Annotated in this window: 24 protein-coding genes; 11 read left to right on the top strand and 13 right to left on the bottom strand. The window is 53.8% G+C overall.

Going from position 1 to position 24,096, the window contains the following annotated elements:
• Positions 1-9: 9 nt before the first annotated feature.
• From rnd to ACXIZX_RS10220, 5 genes are all read right to left on the bottom strand, one after another.
• A complete protein-coding gene (rnd, locus tag ACXIZX_RS10200) occupies positions 10-1,131 on the bottom strand; it encodes a ribonuclease D (protein ID WP_479404094.1) in 1,122 nt (373 codons plus the stop codon).
• A 98-nt stretch (positions 1,132-1,229) separates the two neighbouring features.
• On the bottom strand, positions 1,230-2,906 hold the full coding sequence (gene fadD / locus ACXIZX_RS10205; RefSeq protein ID WP_479404095.1) for a long-chain-fatty-acid--CoA ligase FadD: 1,677 nt from the start codon (positions 2,904-2,906) through the stop codon (positions 1,230-1,232).
• A 209-nt stretch (positions 2,907-3,115) separates the two neighbouring features.
• Positions 3,116-3,709 (bottom strand): Slp family lipoprotein, encoded by a 594-nt coding sequence (locus ACXIZX_RS10210; protein WP_479404096.1) that lies wholly within the window; start codon positions 3,707-3,709, stop codon positions 3,116-3,118.
• 60 nt (positions 3,710-3,769) lie between these two features.
• Complete coding sequence (gene tsaB / locus ACXIZX_RS10215) at positions 3,770-4,468, bottom strand: tRNA (adenosine(37)-N6)-threonylcarbamoyltransferase complex dimerization subunit type 1 TsaB (RefSeq protein WP_179450648.1); 699 nt, start codon at positions 4,466-4,468, stop codon at positions 3,770-3,772.
• 52 nt (positions 4,469-4,520) lie between these two features.
• On the bottom strand, positions 4,521-6,431 hold the full coding sequence (locus ACXIZX_RS10220) for a DNA repair helicase YoaA (RefSeq protein ID WP_179450646.1): 1,911 nt from the start codon (positions 6,429-6,431) through the stop codon (positions 4,521-4,523).
• 124 nt (positions 6,432-6,555) lie between these two features.
• Between ACXIZX_RS10220 and ACXIZX_RS10225 the strand changes: the two genes are divergently transcribed.
• Positions 6,556-6,900 (top strand): RidA family protein, encoded by a 345-nt coding sequence (locus ACXIZX_RS10225; RefSeq protein WP_061718729.1) that lies wholly within the window; start codon positions 6,556-6,558, stop codon positions 6,898-6,900.
• Between the two features lie 14 nt (positions 6,901-6,914).
• Here the strand turns inward: ACXIZX_RS10225 and ACXIZX_RS10230 are convergent, their stop codons facing one another.
• Positions 6,915-7,112 (bottom strand): YoaH family protein, encoded by a 198-nt coding sequence (locus tag ACXIZX_RS10230; protein ID WP_008110398.1) that lies wholly within the window; start codon positions 7,110-7,112, stop codon positions 6,915-6,917.
• 110 nt (positions 7,113-7,222) lie between these two features.
• On the opposite strand from ACXIZX_RS10230, the gene pabB reads away from it, so the two are divergent.
• The 4 genes from pabB (at position 7,223) to ACXIZX_RS10250 (ending at position 12,640) form a co-directional block, all read left to right on the top strand.
• Complete coding sequence (gene pabB, locus ACXIZX_RS10235) at positions 7,223-8,581, top strand: aminodeoxychorismate synthase component 1 (RefSeq protein WP_479404097.1); 1,359 nt, start codon at positions 7,223-7,225, stop codon at positions 8,579-8,581.
• Between the two features lies 1 nt (position 8,582).
• Positions 8,583-9,152: a CoA pyrophosphatase gene (locus tag ACXIZX_RS10240; RefSeq protein ID WP_479404098.1), complete on the top strand. Its 570-nt coding sequence runs from the start codon at positions 8,583-8,585 to the stop codon at positions 9,150-9,152.
• A gap of 341 nt (positions 9,153-9,493) precedes the next feature.
• Positions 9,494-10,858, top strand: a complete 1,365-nt coding sequence (locus ACXIZX_RS10245; RefSeq protein WP_479404099.1) for an L-serine ammonia-lyase — start codon at positions 9,494-9,496, stop codon at positions 10,856-10,858.
• A gap of 219 nt (positions 10,859-11,077) precedes the next feature.
• Positions 11,078-12,640, top strand: coding sequence for an EAL domain-containing protein (locus ACXIZX_RS10250; protein WP_154156365.1), 1,563 nt, complete (start codon positions 11,078-11,080; stop codon positions 12,638-12,640).
• A 48-nt stretch (positions 12,641-12,688) separates the two neighbouring features.
• Here ACXIZX_RS10250 and ACXIZX_RS10255 read toward each other — a convergent pair whose 3' ends face one another.
• Entirely contained in the window at positions 12,689-14,254 is a 1,566-nt protein-coding gene (locus tag ACXIZX_RS10255; protein ID WP_179450638.1) for a TerC family protein, read from the bottom strand.
• Positions 14,255-14,765: 511 nt separating this feature from the next.
• On the opposite strand from ACXIZX_RS10255, the gene manX reads away from it, so the two are divergent.
• From manX to ACXIZX_RS10275, 4 genes are all read left to right on the top strand, one after another.
• On the top strand, positions 14,766-15,737 hold the full coding sequence (gene manX, locus ACXIZX_RS10260) for a PTS mannose transporter subunit IIAB (RefSeq protein WP_061718724.1): 972 nt from the start codon (positions 14,766-14,768) through the stop codon (positions 15,735-15,737).
• Positions 15,738-15,795: 58 nt separating this feature from the next.
• Positions 15,796-16,596, top strand: coding sequence for a PTS mannose/fructose/sorbose transporter subunit IIC (locus tag ACXIZX_RS10265; protein ID WP_008110410.1), 801 nt, complete (start codon positions 15,796-15,798; stop codon positions 16,594-16,596).
• Positions 16,597-16,610: 14 nt separating this feature from the next.
• Positions 16,611-17,456: a PTS mannose transporter subunit IID gene (locus ACXIZX_RS10270; RefSeq protein ID WP_008110411.1), complete on the top strand. Its 846-nt coding sequence runs from the start codon at positions 16,611-16,613 to the stop codon at positions 17,454-17,456.
• Between the two features lie 92 nt (positions 17,457-17,548).
• Entirely contained in the window at positions 17,549-18,007 is a 459-nt protein-coding gene (locus ACXIZX_RS10275) for a DUF986 family protein (RefSeq protein ID WP_179450636.1), read from the top strand.
• Here the strand turns inward: ACXIZX_RS10275 and rlmA are convergent.
• The 4 genes from rlmA to ACXIZX_RS10295 form a co-directional block, all read right to left on the bottom strand.
• The gene (gene rlmA / locus ACXIZX_RS10280; protein WP_179450634.1) at positions 18,004-18,810 is read right to left on the bottom strand and encodes a 23S rRNA (guanine(745)-N(1))-methyltransferase; all 807 of its coding nucleotides are present in this window, start codon (positions 18,808-18,810) and stop codon (positions 18,004-18,006) included. The genes ACXIZX_RS10275 and rlmA overlap by 4 nt on opposite strands.
• A 141-nt stretch (positions 18,811-18,951) precedes the next feature.
• Complete coding sequence (gene cspE / locus ACXIZX_RS10285) at positions 18,952-19,161, bottom strand: transcription antiterminator/RNA stability regulator CspE (protein WP_008110414.1); 210 nt, start codon at positions 19,159-19,161, stop codon at positions 18,952-18,954.
• An 83-nt stretch (positions 19,162-19,244) separates the two neighbouring features.
• Positions 19,245-19,319 carry a DUF2627 domain-containing protein gene (locus tag ACXIZX_RS10290; protein WP_110866451.1) on the bottom strand — a complete coding sequence of 25 codons (75 nt, stop codon included), beginning with the start codon at positions 19,317-19,319 and terminating at the stop codon, positions 19,245-19,247.
• 686 nt (positions 19,320-20,005) lie between these two features.
• Positions 20,006-20,281 carry a YebO family protein gene (locus ACXIZX_RS10295; RefSeq protein WP_008110415.1) on the bottom strand — a complete coding sequence of 92 codons (276 nt, stop codon included), beginning with the start codon at positions 20,279-20,281 and terminating at the stop codon, positions 20,006-20,008.
• Between the two features lie 215 nt (positions 20,282-20,496).
• Between ACXIZX_RS10295 and ACXIZX_RS10300 the strand changes: the two genes are divergently transcribed.
• Entirely contained in the window at positions 20,497-20,733 is a 237-nt protein-coding gene (locus ACXIZX_RS10300; protein ID WP_008110416.1) for a YobH family protein, read from the top strand.
• A gap of 36 nt (positions 20,734-20,769) precedes the next feature.
• On the opposite strand, the gene kdgR is transcribed toward ACXIZX_RS10300, so the two are convergent.
• Positions 20,770-21,561 (bottom strand): DNA-binding transcriptional regulator KdgR, encoded by a 792-nt coding sequence (gene kdgR, locus ACXIZX_RS10305; RefSeq protein WP_008110417.1) that lies wholly within the window; start codon positions 21,559-21,561, stop codon positions 20,770-20,772.
• Positions 21,562-21,754: 193 nt separating this feature from the next.
• Here kdgR and ACXIZX_RS10310 point away from each other — a divergent pair, with 193 nt between their 5' ends.
• Positions 21,755-23,137 carry an MFS transporter gene (locus tag ACXIZX_RS10310; protein WP_479404100.1) on the top strand — a complete coding sequence of 461 codons (1,383 nt, stop codon included), beginning with the start codon at positions 21,755-21,757 and terminating at the stop codon, positions 23,135-23,137.
• 51 nt (positions 23,138-23,188) lie between these two features.
• Here ACXIZX_RS10310 and htpX read toward each other — a convergent pair whose 3' ends face one another.
• Positions 23,189-24,070, bottom strand: coding sequence for a protease HtpX (gene htpX, locus ACXIZX_RS10315; RefSeq protein ID WP_008110421.1), 882 nt, complete (start codon positions 24,068-24,070; stop codon positions 23,189-23,191).
• Positions 24,071-24,096: the final 26 nt, after the last annotated feature.

Genomic DNA, 24,096 nt, shown 5'->3' on the forward strand with positions numbered 1-24,096 from the left:
ATGCTACCGTTACAGTGCCTGCAGAATCTCGTCGATACCCGCTTTCAGCAAATCGCCCCGCCAGCCTGTCTGTAATTCAGGTGTGCGCGACGCGGTTTTCAATCCCCAATGCACACTCAGCACCTGATTGATCTGGCGACGTGATGCCAGCAGTTCCTGACTGAAACCACTCTCTTCACTTACCTGTTGCACCAGCGCTTTAATGGCTTTAAACGCCTGCTTGTAATGCGGATGATCGATCAGATTAGGCAGCGGCGGCGGCAAGGTTGATTCATCCTGCGCCTGTGCTTCAGCCACCAGCGCCACCATCGCTTTACCGTGGAAGCGAATTTCATGGCCGTTCAGCCCTAAATGATCCAGCTCACCAAGGCTGCCTGGCATAAAGCGCGCTACTTTCCACAGATTCTCTTCGCGCACCACGAAGTTCACCGCCATATCTTTCTGACGCGCGATGTTCAAACGCCACGCGGCCAGACGTTGCAACGCCGCCAGCTGACGCGGACGCAGTTGCCACGCATTGGTGATATCGCGCCAGGCTTCTTCCGGCTGCAGCACATCGAGGCGACGCTGGCACAGCAAATTGCATTCGCTTAACGCCGCCGCCATGTTGCCGGCTTCCTCGGTTTGCGCCACCAGCTGATGGGCAATCGGCAGCAGATAGGCGACATCGGCGGCGGCATATTCGCACTGACGCTCGGTCAGCGGACGCGCCAGCCAATCGGTACGCGACTCACTTTTATCCAGCTCGATCTGGTTGAAATGCATCACCATCGAGGCAAAGCCCCACGACAGCGCCTGGCCGCTAAAGGCCGCCAGAATTTGCGTATCAATCATCGGATCGGGCAGGCATTTAAAACGATGCAGAAATACTTCCAGATCTTCGCCACCGGCGTGCAGGAATTTGGTGACCTGCTTATCCTGCAGCAACGCCACAAACGGCGTCCAGTCACTGATACTAAGCGGATCGATCAGGATCAATTGGTCGCCATCAAACAGCTGAATCAGGCCGAGCTGCGGATAGTAAGTGCGGGTACGCACGAATTCGGTGTCCAGCGCCACGGCGGCATGCTGGCGTGCTTTCTCGCACACGGCGGCCAGTTGGTCATTTTGGTCGATCAGGGTGTAATTCACGTTGTCTTTCTCGCTGCGGCAAACTACGCGCAGCGCTCCATGTTAAAAGCAATAAAAACGCCGGACTGTGCCGGCGTTAACCTGAGGAGAATGGCGCATTACTGCCCTTCTCGCTTCGCCTCATCACGCAATTCGCGACGCAAAATTTTGCCTACGTTGGTCTTTGGCAACTCGTCACGAAACTCGATAATCTTCGGCACTTTGTAGCCGGTCAGCTGGCGACGGCAGTGATCCAGCACCTCTTCTTTGGTCAGTGAGGGATCTTTCTTCACGATGCACACTTTAACCGCTTCGCCCGACAGATCGCTGGGAACACCAATCGCTGCAGCTTCACGCACTTTCTCGTGCTGCATTAGCACATCTTCGATCTCGTTAGGATACACGTTAAAGCCTGACACCAGAATCATGTCTTTCTTACGATCGACGATGCGAATAAAGCCTTCGCTATCAACGGTAACAATATCACCGGTATGCAGCCAGCCATTTTTCAGCACTTCATCGGTCGCATCGGCGCGCTGCCAGTAGCCGCTCATCACCTGCGGACCCCGAATACACAGCTCGCCCGGTTCGCCTGGCGCGACATCCTTGTCTTCATCATCGACGATGCGCACATCGGTGGACGGCACTGGCAAACCAATGCTGCCGGTGTGACAGGTAATGTCATATGGATTCACTGACACCAGCGGCGAACACTCGGTCAGGCCGTAACCTTCCAGCAGATAGTGTCCGGTGAGTTTTTCCCAGCGCTCGGCGACCGCTTTTTGCACCGCCATGCCGCCTCCTGCAGACAGGCGCAGCGTGGAGAAATCGAGCTTATTGAAATTGGCATCATTCAGCAGTGCATTGAACAAGGTGTTCACGCCGGTGATCGCAGTAAACGGGAACTTGCTGAGCTCTTTGACAAAGCCGGGAATATCGCGCGGATTGGTAATCAGCAGGTTGGTACCACCAAGATCGAGGAACAGCAGCCCATTCACCGTCAGCGCAAAAATGTGGTAGAGCGGCAGCGCGGTCACCACTTGCTCTTTGCCCGGACGCAGCAGCTTGCCGTAAGTGGCTTTGGTCTGTTCCAGATTGGCCTGCATATTGCGGTGCGTCAGCATCGCGCCTTTGGCCACGCCGGTGGTACCGCCGGTGTATTGCAGGAAGGCGAGATCGTCATTGGTCACGGTCGGGCGTTGATAGGTCATCTGTTCGCCCTGCGACAAGGCGCTGCGGAACGGCACCGCGCCCGGCAGGTGGTATTTCGGCACCAGCTTTTTCACGTATTTCACGACGAAGTTTACCAGCGTGGCTTTCACCGGCGCCAGCTGATCGCCCATACGCGTTAACATCACATGCTTGATCGGCGTTTCGGCCACCACTTTTTCCAGCGTGTGGGCAAAGTTCGAGACGATGACAATGGCACTGGCACCGCTATCAACTAGCTGATGCTTGAGTTCACGCGGCGTGTAGAGCGGATTGACGTTCACCACCACCATGCCAGCGCGCAATACGCCAAACAGCGCGACGGGATATTGCAGCAGGTTTGGCATCATCAGCGCCACGCGATCGCCCTGCTTCAAACCTAAACCTTGCTGCAGCCAGGCGGCAAAGGCGCGGCTCTGCTTTTCCAGCTGCCGATAGGTCATCGGCTGGCCCATATTAATGAAAGCCACCTGATCGGCGTATTGCTCTGCTGCGTGCTCGAAAAGATCGACCAATGAAGCGTAACGATCCGCATTAATTTCCGCAGGGACATCTGCCGGATAGCGTTTGAGCCAAACCTTATTCAAAGAATCACCCCGATAATCTTGTTGCGTAGCCATCGCCGCCTCGACAATCAATGTTGTTAACAATATTTTAACTGATTGTACCAGTTTGCCTGTTTCGGCATTTTCAGGTTGCGAAGCGCATCACTAAATTTCGCGCATCGGTTGCGCGCCCAATAAAAAGGCCCGTTCGCAAGCACCGCGACCGGGCCGTAAATAACATAATAAAAAACTTACTCGGTAAGTATTGTTTGCACCTGCGCCGGTTGGCCGAGGTTCATGCCCCAATAGGGATTCGGTCCCCAATATCCCGCACGATGGCGCGTTGGGCCATACCAGATATACGGATCAATCGGCTGCGGCGGAGTCATCACCTGTTGTGTCAGATGCCAGCGCTGATAACCGCGCACATCGATTACTACAAAGTTGTAGCTGGCCTTACCAATATCCCCTTTTTCAATACCTTTAATGTTGCCCAGCACCGTGATGTATTGGTTATTCAAATCGACCGGATCGACAAAGCCGCGTATATCGGCAAAGATGCGGCCAACCGAGGCCGAACCTAAACGCGGACGCGCACTCTCATCCAGCGGTTGGGTCGCAATCTCCACGCGGGTTAAGCCGTTAAGATTGGTGACTTTCACCACTTTCCCACCGAAACGTGATTCCTGGCCGACAAACAGTTGCGGCGCGTTCATCACGCGCAGTAAATCTTGCTGTGGAAGCTCAGAACTTCCTTTAATTGAATCTGGCACCGAAACACAGCCGCTGAGCAGCATTGCGCAGGCTAACAGAGCGCCAGACATCCCTTTACGACTTATTGGCATAGCACTTCTCCTGTTATTTCTCTGATTAGACTGAGCCCGCGGAGATAAGTTGCGCGCGACTTAGCGCCCCGGTAACTTTTTCCATGCCACTTCATTGCGCAGATAAACCGGCTCGGCATTCTCCACCGCAACGGCTTCATCACGTTGCCAGGCGCTAAGCGCCAGCGGCAGCATATCTTCGGCTGCGGGTAACAACACCTCTGAGGCAATAAGCTGTGCGCCTGGCGAGGTCAACAGATGCGGATAGGCTTGCCAGCCGGTGCCAACCGCAGTCCATTCGCCGCTTAATGCCGCAATACGTTCCTGTGCCACTTCCGGTTTGATCACTGCTTCGGTTTCCGCACCCAGCCATTCACCGTTTTCGTCGCGCTGATATTCAGCCCAATAGAGTTCGCCCATACGCGCGTCAATCGCCGCCAGCACGCGGGTTGCGCCGGTTAAACGCCACGCGCCCTGCGCCATGGTCGCTAATGAGGAGACGCCGATCATCGGCAGATTCGCGCCAAGTGCCAGCCCCTGAGCAATACCAATGCCGATACGCACACCGGTAAAACTGCCCGGACCCCGGCCAAACGCCAGCACGTCAAGCGCTGTCAGATCCAGCTGCTGCGCCTGCAACAGCTCCTGCACCAGCGGCAAAATACGTTGGGTGTGATCGCGCGGGGCTATTTCAAAGCGGGCATCAATCTGCTGCAGATTTTGCAGCGCGGCAGAACAGGCTTCTGTCGCCGTGTCCAGGGCTAAAATTCGGGCGGACATAACAACCTCAGAGAGTCAAAATGGCGCGCATCTTATCACAGCCTGGCACAAATTAGTGATCCACTGGCTGACGGACAAATTCGATGGCGCGCGCAATATCGCGGGTGCGCGGCGTGGGCGGCAAACTGTTAAGGAACAGGCCGCCATAAGGGCGTGAAACCAGGCGCTGATCGCAAATCACCAGCACACCGCGATCTTCCGTATCACGAATCAAACGCCCCACGCCCTGTTTCAGGGTGATCACCGCATCGGGCAGTTGCACATCATTAAAGGGATCGCCGCCGCGCAGGCGACAATCTTCCATGCGTGCTTTGAGCAGCGGATCTTCCGGCGAGGTAAACGGCAGCTTGTCGATGATCACCAGCGACAGCGCATCGCCGCGCACGTCGACACCTTCCCAGAAGCTGCTGGTCGCGACCAATAGCGCGTTACCGGCTTCGAGGAACTGCTTCAGCAACTGTCCTTTACTGGTTTCGCCCTGCAGCAGCACCGGCAACGTCATCGAAGCGCGAAACTCGATGGCTAACTCGCGCATCATCTTGTGCGAGGTGCAGAGAAAGAAGCAGCGCCCTTTGTTGGCATCAATCAGCGGCTTCATCATGCGCGCCAGCTGGCGAGCGCCGCCGGGATGATTGGGTTCCGGCATATTACGCGGCACGCACAGCAGCGCTTGCTGGGTGTAATCGAACGGGCTGTCGAGAATCATGGTGGTGGCGTTATCCACGCCAAGGCGACTGGAGAAATGGCTCATCTGCTCATTTACCGCCAGCGTGGCAGACGTGAAAATCCACGCCGCTTTGCGGTTATCCATCACTTCCCGGAAACGTTCCGCCACCGATAACGGCGTCAGTGCCAGCGTGAAATGGCGGCTGTTGCACTCATACCAATAGCTGAAGCCCGGCTCATCAATGGCGCGCAGACGTTTCAGGCGCGTGCGATACAGCGCCGCGCGCTCAAAGGCGGCGTCCAGCAGCGCGGAACGGCCCAGCGACAGTTTGATCACGTCGTAACAGAGTTCGAGCGCATCATCCAGTAAGGTAAACATGCGCATGATGTTGTTGTCGCTCAGCAGATCGCGCAGATTGCCGCGAAAGCCCGGTTCGCCGAGCGTCAAACGGAAATCCTGCGCGCACTGCGCCAGGCGATCGGCAGATTTCTGTAGCTGCTGCACATCCCGCACTTCGGTGCGATAGGCGATGATGATGTCTTTGGCGAGGTCCTGCAGTTGGCGGCTCGACAGCTGCTGACCGAAATACTGGCTGGCGATATCAGGCAACTGATGCGCTTCATCAAAGATCATCACATCGGCCTCCGGGATCAGTTCGCCAAAGCCGCCCTCTTTCACCACCAAATCGGCGAGAAACAGATGATGGTTCACCACCACCACATCGGCATCCATGGCTTTTTTACGCGCTTTGACCACGAAGCAATCTTTATACAGCGGGCAATCGCTGCCGAGGCAGTTATCGTTGGTGCTGGTGACAAACGGCCAGATCGGACTGTCTTCGGCCACGCCGTTGCAGTTGCTGACGTCGCCATCGGTGGTTTCTGACGACCAGCCGCGCACGCTGATCAAATCGCCCAGCGCCTGTACGCTGAGATCACCGCCGGTTTGATTCTGCTGCTCAAGACGTTCGAGGCATAAATAGTTGGAGCGCCCTTTCAATAGCGCGGTTTTGCCGCTGAACTTCAAGGCACGCGCGATGGTAGGCAGATCGCGGTTATAGAGCTGATCCTGCAATGCTTTGGAGCCGGTGGAGACGATGACTTTTTTCTTCGCCCGCAATGCCGGCGCCAGATAGGCATAGGTTTTACCGGTTCCGGTGCCCGCTTCAACCACCAGCTCGCCGCCTTTTTTGACCGCCTCGGTGACCGCTTTGGCCATTTGGCGCTGTGCTTCACGCGGTTTAAAGCCCGGAATTGCCTGCGCCAGGGCGCCGTCAGCTGCAAAATCGTCTGCCACACTTCCTCACATCAAAAATAAAAACCACTGTAATTATGTCAGGATTCCCGGCAGGCAACCACAACAGATGACATCCGCCCCTGGGATATGGCAGGCTAGCGCAGCAAAATTAAAGGAGAACAGCATGACTATTACGCGTATTGATCCGGAACACCGCATGTCGGAAGCCGTGGTGCATAACCAAACCGTCTATTACACCAGCGTACCGGAAAATCTGGATGAAGATGCGGAAGCGCAAACTGCCAATGCGTTGGCAGTGATTGACGCCATTCTGACGCGCGTGGGATCGGATAAAAGCAAGATCCTCGACGCCACCATTTTTCTGGTGGAGAAAAGCGATTTCCCGGCGATGAATCGCGCCTGGGATGCATGGGTTTCACCGGGCAATGCGCCGGTGCGTTGCACCGTGCAGGCCGGTTTGATGAACCCGAAATATAAAGTCGAAATTAAAATCATCGCCGCGCTGTAAAAATCGTTCGGGCGTTATTCGTTGTCGTCTTCTTCATCCTCGTCGTCTTCGAACATCGCCCGAATTGCTTCACCTTTATAGGTTTGACGAATTTCCTGCGCCACTTGCGCAATCGCCTGTCCGCTCGACATACCGCCCGCCATTAATTCCTGGATGCGTTCAACCGCTTGCTGCTGTTGCTCGTGGGATAACGCTGGAAGACCTGTAAACATAATTCACTCCTGGTGCATGGGGGACGCATTATTACCACGTGGAACAAACGGGTGCCAGCAACAAAAAAATATGTCAGGCTAGCCACCTGCTTGCTGAAGTGATTTGTCCCATGATGGTAAAAAGCCTCGTTCTGAAGTATACGCCCGAAACGCTGTTACACCTTTTTGCTCCGCTGGCCCACCAATGCTGGGCGATGTTGCTGACCTCCGGCCAGGCCGATCACGCGGATAACCGCTTTGATATCCTCACCGCCGATCCGCGCACGACGCTGACCACACTCGGTGCCAGCACCGAAATTGCCTGTGGTGATGAGGTCATTCATTCCGCCGCCGATCCACTGCTGCTGGTACAACAGCAATGCGCCGCGCTGGGTGTTACGCCCGCTTTTGATGCCGATTTACCCTTTCAGGGCGGCGCATTGGGTCTGTTCGGTTACGATTTGGGACGGCGCTTTGAAACTCTGCCGCAGCGTGCGCAGCAGGATCTCACCACGCCGGATATGGCGGTGGGCATTTATGACTGGGCGCTGATCGCCGATCACCATCTGCAAAAACTGACGCTGATTTCACTCACCGATGCCGAACAGCGCTGGCAATGGCTGCAAGCACAGGTCGCACCGCCAGCCGAGCCCTTCTCCTTGACCAGCAAATGGCAATCGAATCTCAGTTTTGACGCCTATGCGCAGCGGTTCCACGCGGTGCAGGCTTATATTCAGGCCGGTGATTGCTATCAGGTGAATCTGGCGCAGCGCTTTCAGGCGGGCTATCGCGGCGATGAGTGGCAGGCATTTTTGCGTCTCACGCAGGCGAATCGCGCGCCGTTCAGCGCCTTCCTGCGTTTGCCAAACAGCGCGCTGTTGAGTTTATCGCCTGAGCGCTTCCTCGCTTTACAGCAGCATGAGATTGAAACGCGTCCGATTAAAGGCACCTTGCCGCGTCTCGCGGATGCCGAGGCCGATCGTTTGCAGGCAGAAAAACTCGCCAACTCGAAAAAAGATCGCGCTGAGAATCTGATGATTGTCGATCTGCTGCGCAATGATATTGGCCGCGTGGCCGTGCCCGGCAGCGTTAGCGTGCCGGAACTGTTCGTGGTCGAGCCTTTCCCGGCGGTACATCATCTGGTTAGCACCGTGCGTGCACGTTTGCCTGAAACGCTAAGTGCTACCGATCTGCTGCGCGCCTGTTTCCCCGGCGGTTCGATTACCGGCGCACCGAAGATCCGCGCAATGGAGATTATCGAAGAGTTGGAGCCGCATCGCCGCAACGCGTGGTGTGGCAGCATCGGTTACATCAGCCTGTGCGGCCGCATGGATACCAGCATCACCATTCGCACGCTGATTGCGGAGAACCACCAGCTTTATTGCGCTGCCGGTGGCGGATTAGTGGCGGATAGCGACCTGAACGCCGAATATCAGGAAACCTTTCACAAGGTGAATCGTATTCTGCCCAGCCTGCGTGATGAGAACTGAGATGAATTTAACCCTTGAGCAATTCCTCAGCCGCTTTGTTCTGCAACCGCCGCTGCATGTGCCAAAAAGCGCTATCAGCGGACGCCGTGCGGCGGTGCTGGTGCCGGTTATTGACGGCGCGGAACCTGGCTTACTGCTCACGCGCCGCTCATCGCACCTGCGGAAACACGCGGGACAAGTTGCTTTTCCCGGCGGCATGCAGGATGCCACTGACGCGTCGCTGATCCACACCGCGCTGCGTGAAGCACAGGAAGAAGTGGGAATTCAGCCGGAACAGGTGCAGATCATCGGCGTTCTGCCGCCGGTAACCAGCAGCACGGGTTTCGCCGTGACGCCGGTAGTGGGCATTATTCCAGCTGATTTGGCTTTGCAGCTCAATCCGGACGAAGTGGAAAGCGCCTTTGCCATGCCGCTGTCGGAAGCATTGCGTTTGAGCCGCTACAGCGATCTCACGTTGCGGCGCGGTCATCGCCAACATCAGGTCTGGCTGTCATGGTATGAGGATTACTTTATCTGGGGCATGACCGCCGGGATTATTCGTGCGCTCGGTCAACAAATCGCCCTCCCGTAAATCCTCTAATGCTCCTCAGTTAAGCACCTTTCGGTCACCATAAATGGCGACCCTACAATGGATTGACGCGTTTTTCGTAGGGTGCGCATTCATGCGCACCTGCATACAGATGCATATTAATGCTTAACTAACCAGCAAATTGCCCTAAATCCGCCACTTCGTGAGCCTCAAGCCAGGAAAATCGATCCGCTTCACAACAGTAGAAAACGGATAACTATTTCTGTGGTTTATAATTAGTTTATTTCATGCGAAAAGCTGCTCGTTATCCAACATGGGCGATTACTATTAGCCGCATAAACGGCTTCTGCCGTGCAGAATAAGATTTGTGAGGAGTGTCACCGGTGATTAGTGTTTTTGACATGTTTAAAGTGGGCATCGGCCCATCCAGTTCACATACCGTCGGTCCGATGAAAGCGGGCAAGCAGTTTGTTGATCTGCTGGCCGAACAAGGCAAATTGCAGGACGTGACGCGCGTGGCGGTCGACGTCTACGGTTCACTTTCGCTCACTGGCAAAGGTCACCACACCGATATCGCGATTATCATGGGGCTGGCGGGTTTTGAACCGGCCACCGTGGATATCGATGGCATTCCCGCGTTCATCAAAGACGTGGAACAGCGCGAGCGTCTGCTGTTAGCCAAGGGCGCGCGTGAAGTGGAGTTTCCACGTGAAGGCGGCATGGTGTTCCGCAGCGAAAACCTGTCGCTGCATGAGAATGGCATGACGGTGTTCGCTTTCGCTGGCGATGTGATGATCTTGAGTAAAACCTACTATTCCATCGGCGGCGGTTTCATCATTGATGAAGAGCATTTCGGCCAGCCGGTGCTGGACGAAGTTTCTGTGCCGTGGCCGTTCCACTCTGCTAAAGAGCTGCTCAGCCACTGTCGCGAAAGCGGCCTGTCACTATCAGGTTTGGTGATGAAGAACGAACTGGCGCTGCATACTCGCGACGAGATTCATGCCTATTTTGGTCATGTGTGGCAAACCATGCAGGCCTGTATCGATCGCGGTCTCAATACTGAAGGCGTCCTGCCGGGCCCACTGCGCGTACCACGTCGTGCAGCTTCCTTGCGCCGTCTGCTGGTTTCATCTTCTAAACATTCGAAAGATCCGATGGATGTGATCGACTGGGTGAACATGTTCGCGCTGGCGGTCAATGAAGAGAATGCGGCCGGTGGTCGTGTGGTGACAGCACCCACCAACGGTGCCTGCGGCATCGTGCCGGCGGTGTTGGCCTATTACGATCACTTTATCGAACCCGTTACTCCCGATATCTTTATCCGCTACTTCCTCGCCTCTGGCGCCATTGGCGTGCTGTATAAAATGAACGCCTCGATTTCGGGTGCCGAAGTGGGTTGTCAGGGCGAAGTTGGCGTGGCCTGTTCCATGGCGGCCGCCGGTCTGGCGGAACTGCTCGGCGGCAGCCCGGAGCAAGTTTGCGTCGCGGCGGAAATCGGTATGGAACACAATCTGGGATTAACCTGCGATCCAGTCGCCGGCCAGGTTCAGGTGCCGTGCATTGAGCGTAACGCCATCGCTTCCGTGAAAGCCATCAACTCCGCACGCATGGCACTGCGTCGCACCAGTGAACCGCGCGTGTCGCTGGATAAAGTGATTGAGACCATGTACGAAACCGGTAAGGACATGAACGCCAAATACCGTGAAACCTCACGCGGCGGATTGGCGATTAAGGTCCAGTGCGACTAATACTCCGCTGATGATTAAAGCAACAGTTGACTATTTTTCTGCATCTGTTGCTACCTCCAACTGATTAAAACAGATACATTGATTTTGAGCGCGGCCCTTTATGGCCGCGCTTTTTTTGGTGCCGTTTTTTTTATTCAGCCGCGCTAAACCTGGCCGCCTCAATGCCGATAACCTACACGTTAATTTGGCTTCAATCTTTGTTTTGCAAGGTGGTTACTGATGCTCATTCCCCAGCAATTTGTGGGTCAATTTCGCCGTAAGCGACTGCTTATCGCGTTAGTGATCGCCTCGCTGGTTCTGGTCCTGACGCTGACTTTTCGCTATATCGAAGAGAAATCGCGCATTGAGCAGCAGTCGCTGAATTTCGCCACCCGCGCGATTGAACGCTTTGATCGTATGTTCTCGCCGCTGGATGTTTCCGCCAACAACACGCTCGGCCTGGTTGGCGTACCTTGCTCGCAGGTGCGTTATCCGCTGATTGAGAAAATTGCCGCACTGCAAACCGTGCGCACAGTTTTGCTGGTGCAGGACGACACGCTCTACTGCTCCAGCATTTTCGGCCCGCAAAACCTCTCTTTCAGCCAAACCTATCCTGAATTAGCTATCAATAATCAGCGCATGATGTTAGCCACGGATAATGATCTGTTGAAAGGATCGCCGGTGCTGCTGCTGTGGACACCAAAATCGCTGGATAACCGCGAAGGGCTGCTGCAAGTCATTAATATTGAGTTGATGACAAATTATCTGCTGGAACCGCAGTTGCCGTGGGTGGAGCGTGCGATCTTCAACGTCGGTGGTCAAAGTCTTGAATACGGCAATCCGCTGATTGAGCAAACCGAGCCTTCTGAAGATGAAGTGGCTTACGATCAGGCGTCGCTGCGTTATCCGTTCAGCATCACCTTGTATGGCCCTTCTCCCGCCCGGCTGGCGCTCAACACTCTACCTTCACAGCTGCCACTGGCGCTGATGCTGAGCCTGCTGATGGGTTATATCGTCTGGCTGGCGACCGCTAACCGCATGAGCCTCAGTTGGCAGATCAGTTATGGCATCACCGCTAACGAATTTATGGTGTATTGCCAGCCGCTGATTAACGCCAAAAGCGGCGAGTGTGACGGCATGGAGCTGCTGCTGCGTTGGCATAACCAACGTCAGGGCTGGATTGCGCCGGACGTGTTCATTCCGCTCGCCGAGCGCCAGAACCTGATCGCGCCGTTAACCCGCTTCGTGCTGGCGAAAGTGGTGGATGAGCTGCCCAACCTGCCGCAATGTCCGTCGTTCCATATTGCCATCAACGTTGCCGCCAGCCATTTCCGCGATCGCGCCATTGTGGAAGACCTGCAGAATATCTGGTGGCCCGCCAATCCGATTCCAAAACTGGTGGTCGAGCTGACGGAGCGTGATGCCTTGCCGATCATCGATCAATCGGTGGTGTCGCAGCTGCATGAGATTGGTGTGCGTCTGGCAATTGATGATTTCGGTACCGGCCACAGTTCGCTGGCTTATCTGAAAGACCTCAAGCCGGACGTGCTTAAAATCGACAAGATTTTCACTGCCGCCATTGGCACCGACGCGATTAACGCGACCGTGACTGATATGGTGATCTCGCTGGCGCAGCGCCTGAATATTTCGCTGGTGGCGGAAGGTGTGGAAACCGCCGAGCAGGCGCACTATCTGCGTGAGCGCGGCGTCGACCATCTGCAAGGCTATTTCTACGCGCGTCCCATGCCGATTGAAGATTTCCCGCAGTGGCTGGAGCAGCATCAGGCGCAGTTAAGCGCATAAAAAAACGGCCACTTATGTGGCCGTTTTTATTCGCATCAATCAGATTACTTACTCGGCGTGTTCTTCGTGATCGAATGGCTTATCTTTGGTCACGCGCACCAGGTCAATACGGTAATCGGTCGCCTCAATCACCTGGAAGTGCAGCGGCGGTAAATCAATCACTTCGCCCGGCAGCGGCAACTGACCTTTCTGCGCAATCAACAAACCAGCTAACGAGGCGTGATCTTCATCAGCCTTCACTAACTCGTGATGATCCAGCAGCTGTTGCAGCGAGTGTAGATCGGTACCGCCCTTCACTAACCAACCGTCGCCATCGGCAATGATGTCTGGCGTTTCATCTTCATCCGGGAACTCACCGGCAATCGCTTCCAGCACGTCCAGCGGCGTGATTAAGCCCTGTACCACACCAAATTCGTTGGTAACAATTACGAAGCTACCTTTAGCACGGCGCAACACGCCCAGCAGATTGATTGGGTCCAGCGTTTCCGGTACCACAATCGCCGGGGTATTAGCGGCAAAGATCGCCACATCCATACCGTGTTCCAGCGCCACCAGCAGCTCTTTGGCACGCACTACGCCGATGATTTCATCCAGCTCACCGCGACACACCGGGAATAAACTGTGTGGCGTATCCAGCAGCTGAATACGGATTTCATCCAGTGGACGCGAAACATCTACCCACGAAATGTTGCCGCGCGGCGTCATGATGCTGCGAATTGAGCGCTGCGATAACGTCAATACGCCGTTAATCATGTAGCGCTCTTCGTCTTTAAACGCTTCCTGCGGCATCGCTTCGGTCAACGAAGTTTCTTCGGTGGTCGTTGCTTGCTTACGCTGGCGTCCGCCCATCAGACGGAGAATCGCTTCGGCGGTGCGTTCACGCATCGGGCGATGTTCCTGATGCTTAATAAAGTTACGGCGCGCAATCTGGTTGAACAGCTCGATGATGATCGAGAAGCCAATCGCCGCGTACAGGTAACCTTTAGGAATGTGGAAACCAAAGCCCTCAGCCACCAGCGACAGACCAATCATCAGCAGGAAGCTCAGACACAGCACCACCACCGTTGGGTGTGCGTTAACAAAATTCGTCAGCGGTTTCGAGGCCAGCAGCATCACGCCCATGGCGATTACCACCGCAGTCATCATCACCGGCAGATGGTTCACCATACCGACCGCAGTAATCACCGCATCAAGTGAGAACACCGCATCCAGCACGACGATCTGAATCACCACCGCCCAGAAACTGGCGTAGCTCTTATTGCCCTGATGTTCGAGTCCGCGGTTCTCGAGCCGCTCATGCAGTTCCATGGTTCCCTTGAATAACAGGAACAAACCACCGAACAACAGAATTAAATCTCGTCCGGAAAAGCTGAAATCGCCTACGCTGAATAGGGGTCGCGTCAGCGTCACGATCCAGGAGATCAGCGACAGCAAACCAAGACGCATAATCAGGGCGAGCGACAAACCAATCAGTCGGGCTTTATCGCGCTGCTTCGGCGGCAATTTATCCGCGAGGATGGCGATAAACACCAGGTTATCAATACCAAGAACGATTTCCAGCACGATCAGCGTAAGCAAACCCGCCCAGATTGAGGGGTCGAAGAGAAATTCCATCAATGACTCCTTACCGAACGTGAAGGCGCACGAAATTGCATCTGCACCAGAGGGCGAGACGAGAGATCGTTACAGGTGGTGATAACGCTGAAGAGCGTGGAAGCAGGCGCGGAAAAGCGCTGAGAACATGTTGAGCGACGTCGGTGACGGTCCATAAAGGTGAGCTGAAGCCCGGTACTCCTGAATAAAAAACAGAACGCTAATGTATCAGTTACATCAACGACGTCAAAAAAATTTATTACATTTACAAATATCTACGTGAACGCATGAATAACGAACAAAAGTGCACATTAGCGCCGTTACGCTCGAAATAGCTGACAAACATCACATAATTTATTTTTTCGATCACTAAAATAAATCGCGACCTTATCGCTGTGCAGCGGATTGTTTCGTTTTATTTATTGATGCTCTTTCTCTATCACATCACTAACGATCCACCTGAAACACTAACGGTAATTTTCAATGATTCCCGGCAATGCCAGAGAATCTCTCACGCGAACGGAGGTAGCAAGTGACCATTGCTATTGTAATTGGTACACATGGCTGGGCGGCAGAACAGTTGCTTAAAACAGCAGAAATGCTGTTGGGTGAGCAGGAAAATGTCGGATGGATTGATTTCGTTCCCGGCGAAAATGCAGAAACGCTAATCGAAAAGTATCAGGCACGGCTGGCAGATCTCGACACGTCAAAGGGCGTGTTGTTCCTGGTCGATACCTGGGGTGGCAGTCCATTTAATGCGGCCAGCCGCATTGTGGTAGATAAGGATGGCTATGATGTCATCGCCGGCGTCAACATTCCGATGCTGGTGGAAACCCTGATGGGACGTGATGACGATCCCTCGCTGGAAGAACTGATTCACATCGCGGTAGAAGCCGGTCGTGAAGGCGTCAAAGCCCTCAAGACTGAAACGCCTGCGCAAGCCGCAGCTGCACCGGCTCCGGTTGCAGCGAAAGCGCCTGCTCAGCCGCAGAAACCGATGGCACCGGGCGATCACATGAAAATCGGCCTGGCGCGTATTGATGACCGCTTGATTCACGGGCAAGTGGCCACGCGCTGGACCAAAGAGACCAACGTTAGTCGCATCATCGTAGTGTCTGATGAAGTGGCTAACGATCATGTGCGCAAAACCCTGCTGACGCAGGTTGCCCCGCCGGGCGTCACCGCGCATGTGGTGGATGTCGACAAGATGGTTCGTGTGTGGAACAACCCGAAATATGGCCAGGATAAAGTGATGCTGCTGTTCACCAATCCCACGGATGTAGTGAGGATTGTTGAGCAAGGCGTGGACATTAAGTCGGTCAATATTGGTGGCATGGCGTTCCGTCAGGGCAAAACGCAGGTGAATAATGCGGTATCGGTGGATGAAAAAGATATCACGGCGTTCCGCAAACTTAATGAACGCGGTATCGAACTGGAAGTACGTAAAGTGTCCAGCGATCAGCGACTGAAAATGATGGACCTGATCGCCAAGGTCAATCCGTAGTTCGCCCTTTGCCTGCATATGTGGGCGAATTTTAGAGACCTTGCAGAGGAGAAATGCAATGGAGATAACCACGCTACAAATCATTTTGATATTTATTGTGGCCTGTATTGCCGGGATGGGATCGATTCTTGATGAGTTCCAGTTCCACCGTCCGCTGGTGGCTTGTACCTTAATTGGTGCGGTCCTCGGTGATATGAAAACCGGTATCATCATCGGCGGTACGCTGGAGATGATTGCACTGGGCTGGATGAACATCGGTGCGGCCGTTGCACCAGATGCGGCGCTGGCTTCTATTATCTCAACCATTTTGGTTATCGCCGGTGGCCAAAGCGTCGGTGCCGGTATCGCGCTGGCAATTCCACTGGCCGCAGCCGGTCAGGTTCTGACCATCATCGTGCGTACCATCACTGTCGCCTTCCAGCACGCCGCCGATAAGGCAGCCGAGAAAGGTAATCTTAATGCCATCAGTTGGATCCACGTGTCCGCGCTGGTATTGCAGGCGATGCGTATCGCGATCCCAGCCTTGATCGTGGCGATTTCTGTGGGTACTCACGTGGTTCAGGAACTGCTGAACTCGATTCCAGAAGTGGTCACCAACGGCCTGAACATCGCCGGCGGCATGATCGTGGTAGTCGGTTACGCGATGGTCATCAACATGATGCGTGCGGGCTACCTGATGCCGTTCTTCTACCTTGGCTTCGTTACTGCAGCCTTCACCAACTTCAACCTGGTTGCGCTTGGCGTGATTGGCGTGGTGATGGCGGTGCTGTATATCCAGCTGGCACCGAAATATAACCGCGTTGCAGGTGCTGCAAATGCCGGTCCTGCAAACAATGACCTCGATAACGAACTCGACTAGGAACAGGTGAAATCATGGTTGATACAACTAACACTCCAAAGAAACTCACCCCCGGCGATGTCCGTGGTGTGTTCCTGCGCTCTAACCTGTTTCAGGGTTCGTGGAACTTTGAACGTATGCAGGCGCTGGGTTTTTGCTACTCAATGGTGCCGGTGATTCGTCGCCTCTATCCAGAAAACAACGATGAACGTAAACAGGCGATTAAACGTCACCTTGAGTTCTTCAACACCCATCCTTACGTGGCGGCACCGGTACTTGGCGTAACCATGGCGATGGAAGAACAGCGTGCCAACGGTGCGCCGATTGATGATGCGGCGATTAACGGTATCAAAGTGGGTCTGATGGGGCCGCTGGCAGGCGTAGGTGACCCGATCTTCTGGGGTACCGTGCGTCCGGTGTTTGCTGCGCTCGGTGCTGGTATCGCCATGAGCGGTAGCTTGCTGGGGCCATTGCTGTTCTTCATCCTGTTTAACGCGGTTCGTCTGCTAACGCGTTACTACGGTGTGGCGTACGGTTATCGTAAAGGTGTGGATATCGTCAGTGATATGGGCGGCGGTTTCCTGCAGAAACTGACGGAGGGCGCGTCGATTCTCGGCCTCTTTGTTATGGGGGCCTTGGTCAACAAGTGGACGCATGTGAATGTGCCGCTGGTGGTGTCGCGCATCACCGACCAGACCGGTAAAACCACGGTTACTACGGTACAATCGATCCTCGATCAGCTGATGCCTGGCCTGATTCCACTGCTGCTGACCTTTGGCTGTATGTGGCTGCTGCGCCGTAAAGTGAATGCGTTGTGGATTATCGTCGGCTTCTTCGCCCTCGGTATCTTTGGTTACTGGATCGGCCTGCTCGGTCTGTAATCAGCCAGCCGGGAGCCCTGCTCCCGGCTATTTTTGAGCGGCATTACCTGAGCGCCCACGTTGAGGTAATTTCGATTGAGGAAGAGTATTTTATGTCACTGACTGACGCGCTGATCGCCCTGCTGATTACAGGCTTCATTCTGTTCGCTATCTATGATGAAGCGATCCTGCCGCGCCGCAACGGCCCGACCAAACTGCGCGTTGCTCTGCGCCGTCGTCACAAGATTGATAGCGCCATTTTCGTGGTGCTGCTGCTGATTCTACTGTGGAACAACATTGATAAGCATGGCACGCAACTCACCACCAATTTGCTGATGATGCTGTGCTTTATGGCGATTTGGCTGTTCTGGGTGCGTAGCCCGAAGCTGCTGATGAAGGAGAATGGACTGTTTTTTGGCAGCGTGTGGATCGATTACGCCCGCATTCAGAGTATGAACCTGTCGGAAGACGGCATTCTGGTGATGCAACTGGAGCAGCGTCGCCTGCTAATTGCCGTCAAACAGCTGGATGATTTGGAACGCATCTACAATACGCTGGTGGAAGCGCGTTAGTCGCGCTGCCACAACGTCAGCATGAAGTCGGCATCACAGGTAAACTCGCTGGATGCCGCAAGCTTCTGCCACACCTCTTCGCGCGCACGCCAGGCAAATGGCGTCATTTGCAATAAGCTCACCGCCTCACTTCCGCTCAACGTCATGCTGTAATTCAGGTTTTGCTGATCGATCTGCTTAAAACTAGCATACATCTTCTCTTCTGCCGCATGCAGCTGCACTTCGCGGTAAATCAGCGCCTTGAACTGCTGCAAATGATGTGGTCCCGGCGTCACCGTTAGCAGGTAGCCACCCGCTTTAATCACGCGGCTGAGCTCCTCTTCATTACAGGGCGCATAAATGCGCACCACGCCATCCAGAGAAGCATCGGCAAAAGGCAAACGCTGGCTGGAGGCCACACAGAATCTCACCGTGCGATAGCGTTTAGCGGCCATGCGAATCGCTGCTTTTGCGACATCCAGACCAAAGAGTTGCGCCTGCGGTAACGCGTCGGCCATCGCTGCGGTGTAATAGCCTTCTCCGCATCCGATATCTAACAGCTGCGAATTTTGCTCACTCAGGCGCTGCGCGAGGATTTCGGCAACACCCGCGCGCAACGGCTGATAATGGCCAGCATCGAGGAAGGCGCGCCGTGCCTGCAGCATCTCGGCGCTATCGCCCGGTTCGCGCGAACCTTTGTGCTGCACCGGCAGCAAATTGACGTACCCTTCTTTGGCCTGATCAAATTGATGCCCAGCATCACAGCGGAAGCTATTCGCCTGCTGCAATAAAGGCTGATGACAAAGTGGGCAAATCAAAGACATAGATAACTCCGGGTTAGCAATTCGCGGCGCAGTTTACCCTGATCATCTGGCTACAGAAAGGATAAAAGAAAAAGCCCCGTTCAGTGAACGGGGCTTTAAGATTCGTTTCAGTGGTGCATGGCACCGAGCCTGAGGGCGAAATCAGATTGGGGTAACGTTGACCGCAGCAGGACCTTTCTGGCCGTCCTGGATTTCGAACTCAACGCTTTGGCCTTCGGCCAGAGTTTTAAAACCATTGCCCTGGATTGCAGAGAAGTGTACGAACACATCTTTGCTACCATCAGCAGGAGTAATAAAACCAAAACCTTTAGACTCGTTGAACCACTTAACCTGACCTTTAATCTTTGCCATTTCGCAAATTTCCTTTCAATGATTATATTGCCCGCAGGCAGACTTACAGATAAACCAGAGACATTACTGAATGAGGCACTAATTTAAGGTTCGGCAAGGAAGCGGTATTCAACGTCAACGTCTTTACTCGTAACTTCTTTACTGAAGATGCCATACATAAACAGAACTGTACCTCGTTTGACCCACGATTTGTTATCACATATCCGTAAATTAATGGCAAGCCATTTTTAAACGGTGATCGACGTGACGCACATAATTAGTTAATTGGCGCTGCACTTCATCAATCAACATATTGACACCCAACCCGTAAGATGCGCAAAAAAGGGTTATCTGTCAGTATAGTTAGCGCTTAATCCTCACTTAGTCAAGCGCAGCGGTAATGTCTAAACAGGTACATTTTAAAGGGGATAACAGTACGACAAAAATATTGCACTAATATGGCATCAATAAAATATTCCACTAAAAAGTTCGCCAGCCACACAACAACTGCGCGCCGTTCAAATCTTGTACAAATAGTTTTCTCAGGTATAAGTTATTAATTGCTTTGCACCAAAATCAGGAGAAACCAATAATATGCGCCCCATATAAACGCATTAACATTAGGTGGCATTTATCTCAATTTTAACTATCTACCCAACAATTAAATGTTAAAAAAAACATTGATGAGCTTGATTTAACAAAAACTCCTTAGGATTAATCTTAGTTGATATTCTTTATGGCAGAGATCATCGCTTTTCATACTTGATTTAGGAAGCGAATGCACTAAAAGGCATTATCCCGCCACGCACCATTTCAGTGCGCAGCCGGTTGCCCTATCGGCGATTATTTCACCCCTTCCAACGCCTTAACGTTCCGGGATCATCCGAATAAAATCGCGTTTTTCATCCGCGTCTTCATCCGCTGGTGGTTTTGCTGTGGATGGCTGTGCGTCAACCAGACGGCGCAGTAGCGCATTCTGTTTCTTTTGCTCTTCGATAACGGCTTCCAGCAAACGGATCTGCTCACTGGCGCGCACGCTAGCCCGGTTAACAAAGAACCAGACAATAAAGGCCACAAGAATGATGATGGCCAGAACGCCGTAGTTAAACAGCGGGCTGGTGTTTGCGGCTAATTCGTTCATAACTGCCTCTGTAGTCAAAAATCAAACATCTACTCCGCCGCTGATTCTACTCGTTGCCGGGGCAAAAGATAATGGGTAGCGACGTAAAGCAGATTATCCCGCAAGACCCTCTTTCAGTTATCTCTGATCGATTCGATGGCTAAAGCGAGGCATGCTGCTACAGTAGATTCGCAGCCATGTTGGACGCGCTGCGTTGTGTATCACAAGGAGAAAAGATGAAACTACTTATTCGGACGATTATGCTGGTGGCATTAATTTGGTTGGCGATGCTGCTAACCGGCTATGGCGTACTCACCGGCAGCAATAAGAATGCGGCGGGATTGGGACTGCAATGCAGCTATCTGACCGCACGCGGCATGATTACAGCACAGTATCTGCACACAGACAGCGGTATCGTCGGCGTAACGGATTGTCCACTGCTGAAGAAAAGTGGCGAAGTGGTCGACAATTAAACGTTGAAACGGGCTGGCAACAGCCCGTTTTTCATTTCAGAACGGATAGTCGTGGTAGCCCATTTGTTCAGACAGATTGCGCGCCGCACGGTGCAGCATCGCCACATACTCATTTTTGGCTTCTTCTGAAAAACGAATGGTGGGGAACGAAATGCTCAATCCCGCAATCACCACACCAAAGCGGTCAAACACCGGCACCGCGATACAGCGTAAGCCCTCTTCCTGCTCTTCATTATCTTCGCCAAATCCTTGCACTTTCACCTGATCCAGCACCGCCAGCAGCGCTTCTGCAGTGACAATGGTTTTGGCGGTACTGCGGCGGAATTCCACTTCGCTGAGAATCTCCTGCACTTCAGTGCGATCGCGCCATGCCAGCAACACTTTACCAATTGCGGTGGTGTGCAGTGGATTGCGGCGGCCGATGCGCGAATACATGCGCAGGTTATACAGTGAATCGATTTTATGGATATAGACGATGCTGTCTTCTTCCAGCGCACCCAGGTGAATGGTTTCTTTGGTTAGACGCGACAGCTCACGCATCTCAATATCGGCACTGCGAATCAAATCGACGTTCTGCAACGCTTTGGCACCGAGCTCAAACAGCTTGAGCGTCAACGAGTATTTCTCACTTTCCCCTTCCTGCGCCACATAACCCAGCGATTTCATGGTTTGGAGAAAGCGATAGACGGTGCTTTTCGACATCATCACGCGTTGGGACAATTCGGTGATACCGTGATCGCGCTCTTCGCCCAGCGCCTGCAGAATGCCAAACACTTTCATCACCGATGAAACCGAGTCCGGCTGTTTATCGTTATCGCTGCTCGCCATGGCGCGTATCCTTTTTTGACAGTGTTTCAAAAAAAACGGAACAGAAGCGCCAGTATATGCGTTTCAACCTGATGGCGGCAACGACTGACGCTAAGTGACACATCCACACGTAATTTTATGTCAATGAATGCGGTGCTTTTCGGCAGCGGATTGATTAGCATGATGATATTCACTTCCTTTACTTACCTAACTTATGTCCTCTACTGTTGCTCAGGATGGATTGCCCGTTCCACAGCGCTATGGCGCGATCATCACCATTGCACTCGGTATCATGATGGCGGTGCTGGATGGGGCTATCGCCAACGTGGCTTTGCCGACCATTGCGCGTGAACTGAATGCCAGTCCAGCCGAATCGATCTGGATTGTTAACGCTTATCAAATCGCTATCGTTATCTCGCTGCTGTCGCTGTCGTTTCTTGGCGATATGCTTGGTTACCGCCGCGTCTATCAAGTTGGACTTGCGCTGTTTATCGCCACCTCGCTGTTTTGCGCCCTCTCCTCATCGCTGAATACGCTGACCGTGGCGCGTGTGCTGCAAGGCTTTGGTGGCGCAGCGCTGATGAGCGTCAACACTGCGCTGATCCGCATAATCTACCCGCAGCGCTTTCTCGGACGTGGTATGGCGATTAACTCGCTGATCGTTGCGGTGTCGAGTGCAGCCGGGCCAACCGTGGCGGCAGCGATTCTTTCCGTCGCCAGCTGGAAATGGCTGTTCCTGATCAACATTCCACTCGGTATTGTCGCGCTGTGGCTGGCGTTGCGTTTCCTGCCGGATAACCCGCAGAAAGCCAAACAACAAAAATTCGACGTGCCCAGCGCCATAATGAATGCGTTGTTCTTTGGGCTGCTGATTACAGCACTGAGCGGTTTCTCACAAGGGCAAAACGGCTGGCTGATTGTGGCCGAGTTGGTGGCATTGGTGTTGGTAGGCATAGTGTTTGTCCGTCGCCAACTGGCGATGCCGGTGCCATTGTTGCCGGTGGATTTGCTGCGCATTCCGATCTTTTCCCTGTCGATTGGTACCTCTATTTGCTCGTTCTGCGCGCAGATGCTGGCGATGGTGGCGCTGCCGTTTTTCCTCCAAAACGTGCTCGGGCGTGATGAAGTGGCAACCGGTTTGCTGCTCACGCCGTGGCCGCTGGCAACCATGGTGATGGCACCCATTGCGGGTCGATTGATCGAGAAGTTCCATGCCGGATTATTGGGCGGATTGGGATTAGCGATGTTCGCTGCCGGTCTATTCCTGCTGGCACTGTTGCCGACTCAGCCAACTGATGTGGATATCATCTGGCGCATGATGCTATGCGGTGCCGGTTTCGGTCTGTTCCAGTCACCCAACAATCACACCATCATCACCGCGGCTCCGCGTAATCGCAGCGGTGGTGCCAGCGGAATGCTCGGCACCGCGCGTCTGGTGGGACAAAGCAGCGGCGCGGCGCTGGTAGCGCTGATGTTTAATCTGTTCAGTGACCACGGTACACACGCCTCACTGCTGCTGGCAGGTGGCTTTGCCAGCGTCGCCGCCGTGGTGAGCCTCGCGCGTATGACGCAGACACGGCAGACTGCCGAACCCTGAAAACAGCAAGGGCGCCATCTGGCGCCCTTGTTTTTGGTATGCAAACACTGGTTACTTCAAGTATTCACCGCTGCGCAACGCTTCGATACGTTTATCGAGCGGCGGATGCGACATGAACAGCTCACTAAACGATTTGCTTTTACCGTTGATACAGAACGCCATCATGCTGCCTGGCTCCTGCGGCTCGTAGCTGGTTTTCAAACGTTGCAGTGCGGCAATCATCTTCTCGCGACCCACAAGTTTGGCGGAACCCGCATCGGCATGGAATTCACGGTGACGTGAGAACCACATAGTGATGATGCTGGCAAGGAAGCCGAACAGCAGTTCCAACACCATGGAGACCGCGAAATAAACCATCGGATTACCGTTACTGCTCTCTTCACCGTCGCGGTTGCCCGACAGGAAGCCAGCAGCTATCTGCGCCAGAATACGCGAGATGAAGATAACAAAGGTGTTCACCACACCCTGAATCAGCGTCATGGTGATCATGTCGCCGTTAGCAATGTGGGCGATTTCGTGTGCCAGCACCGCTTCCGCTTCATCGCGGCTCATGTTTTGCAACAAGCCGGTGGAAACAGCGACCAGCGACGCGTCACGGCGCGCGCCTGTCGCAAAGGCGTTAATGTCGGGCGCGTGATAAATCGCCACCTGCGGCATCGCAATGCCAGCCTGTTGTGCCTGGCGGCCGACGGTTTCCATCAGCCAGCGTTCCGTCTCATTACGCGGTTGTTCAATAACCTCACCGCCAACGGATCGTAACGCCATCCATTTGGACATCAGCAGTGAAACAAACGCACCGCCAAAGCCAAACAGACCTGCCATAATCATCAGACCCTGAACACTGCTTGACTGGATTCCTGTCAGACTCAAAATCAGTCCGAATACCAACATCACCGCCAGGTTGGTGAGCAGGAAAAGAGCAATACGCATCATAAACGTTAATCTTCCTCAGTTGTGCA

The sequence above is a fragment of the Candidatus Pantoea symbiotica genome (genome assembly GCF_056491525.1).

Bases quoted from the DNA above. Each gene is read 5' to 3' on its own strand.
- ACXIZX_RS10210 (WP_479404096.1), bottom strand. From the start codon at position 3,709: ATGCCAATAAGTCGTAAAGGGATGTCTGGCGCTCTGTTAGCCTGCGCA.
- tsaB (WP_179450648.1), bottom strand. From the start codon at position 4,468: ATGTCCGCCCGAATTTTAGCCCTGGACACGGCGACAGAAGCCTGTTCT.
- ACXIZX_RS10225 (WP_061718729.1), top strand. From the start codon at position 6,556: ATGACTATTACGCGTATTGATCCGGAACACCGCATGTCGGAAGCCGTG.
- ACXIZX_RS10230 (WP_008110398.1), bottom strand. From the start codon at position 7,112: ATGTTTACAGGTCTTCCAGCGTTATCCCACGAGCAACAGCAGCAAGCG.
- pabB (WP_479404097.1), top strand. From the start codon at position 7,223: ATGATGGTAAAAAGCCTCGTTCTGAAGTATACGCCCGAAACGCTGTTA.
- ACXIZX_RS10240 (WP_479404098.1), top strand. From the start codon at position 8,583: ATGAATTTAACCCTTGAGCAATTCCTCAGCCGCTTTGTTCTGCAACCG.
- ACXIZX_RS10250 (WP_154156365.1), top strand. From the start codon at position 11,078: ATGCTCATTCCCCAGCAATTTGTGGGTCAATTTCGCCGTAAGCGACTG.
- ACXIZX_RS10255 (WP_179450638.1), bottom strand. From the start codon at position 14,254: ATGGAATTTCTCTTCGACCCCTCAATCTGGGCGGGTTTGCTTACGCTG.
- ACXIZX_RS10265 (WP_008110410.1), top strand. From the start codon at position 15,796: ATGGAGATAACCACGCTACAAATCATTTTGATATTTATTGTGGCCTGT.
- ACXIZX_RS10270 (WP_008110411.1), top strand. From the start codon at position 16,611: ATGGTTGATACAACTAACACTCCAAAGAAACTCACCCCCGGCGATGTC.
- ACXIZX_RS10275 (WP_179450636.1), top strand. From the start codon at position 17,549: ATGTCACTGACTGACGCGCTGATCGCCCTGCTGATTACAGGCTTCATT.
- rlmA (WP_179450634.1), bottom strand. From the start codon at position 18,810: ATGTCTTTGATTTGCCCACTTTGTCATCAGCCTTTATTGCAGCAGGCG.
- cspE (WP_008110414.1), bottom strand. From the start codon at position 19,161: ATGGCAAAGATTAAAGGTCAGGTTAAGTGGTTCAACGAGTCTAAAGGT.
- ACXIZX_RS10295 (WP_008110415.1), bottom strand. From the start codon at position 20,281: ATGAACGAATTAGCCGCAAACACCAGCCCGCTGTTTAACTACGGCGTT.
- ACXIZX_RS10300 (WP_008110416.1), top strand. From the start codon at position 20,497: ATGAAACTACTTATTCGGACGATTATGCTGGTGGCATTAATTTGGTTG.
- kdgR (WP_008110417.1), bottom strand. From the start codon at position 21,561: ATGGCGAGCAGCGATAACGATAAACAGCCGGACTCGGTTTCATCGGTG.
- ACXIZX_RS10310 (WP_479404100.1), top strand. From the start codon at position 21,755: ATGTCCTCTACTGTTGCTCAGGATGGATTGCCCGTTCCACAGCGCTAT.
- htpX (WP_008110421.1), bottom strand. From the start codon at position 24,070: ATGATGCGTATTGCTCTTTTCCTGCTCACCAACCTGGCGGTGATGTTG.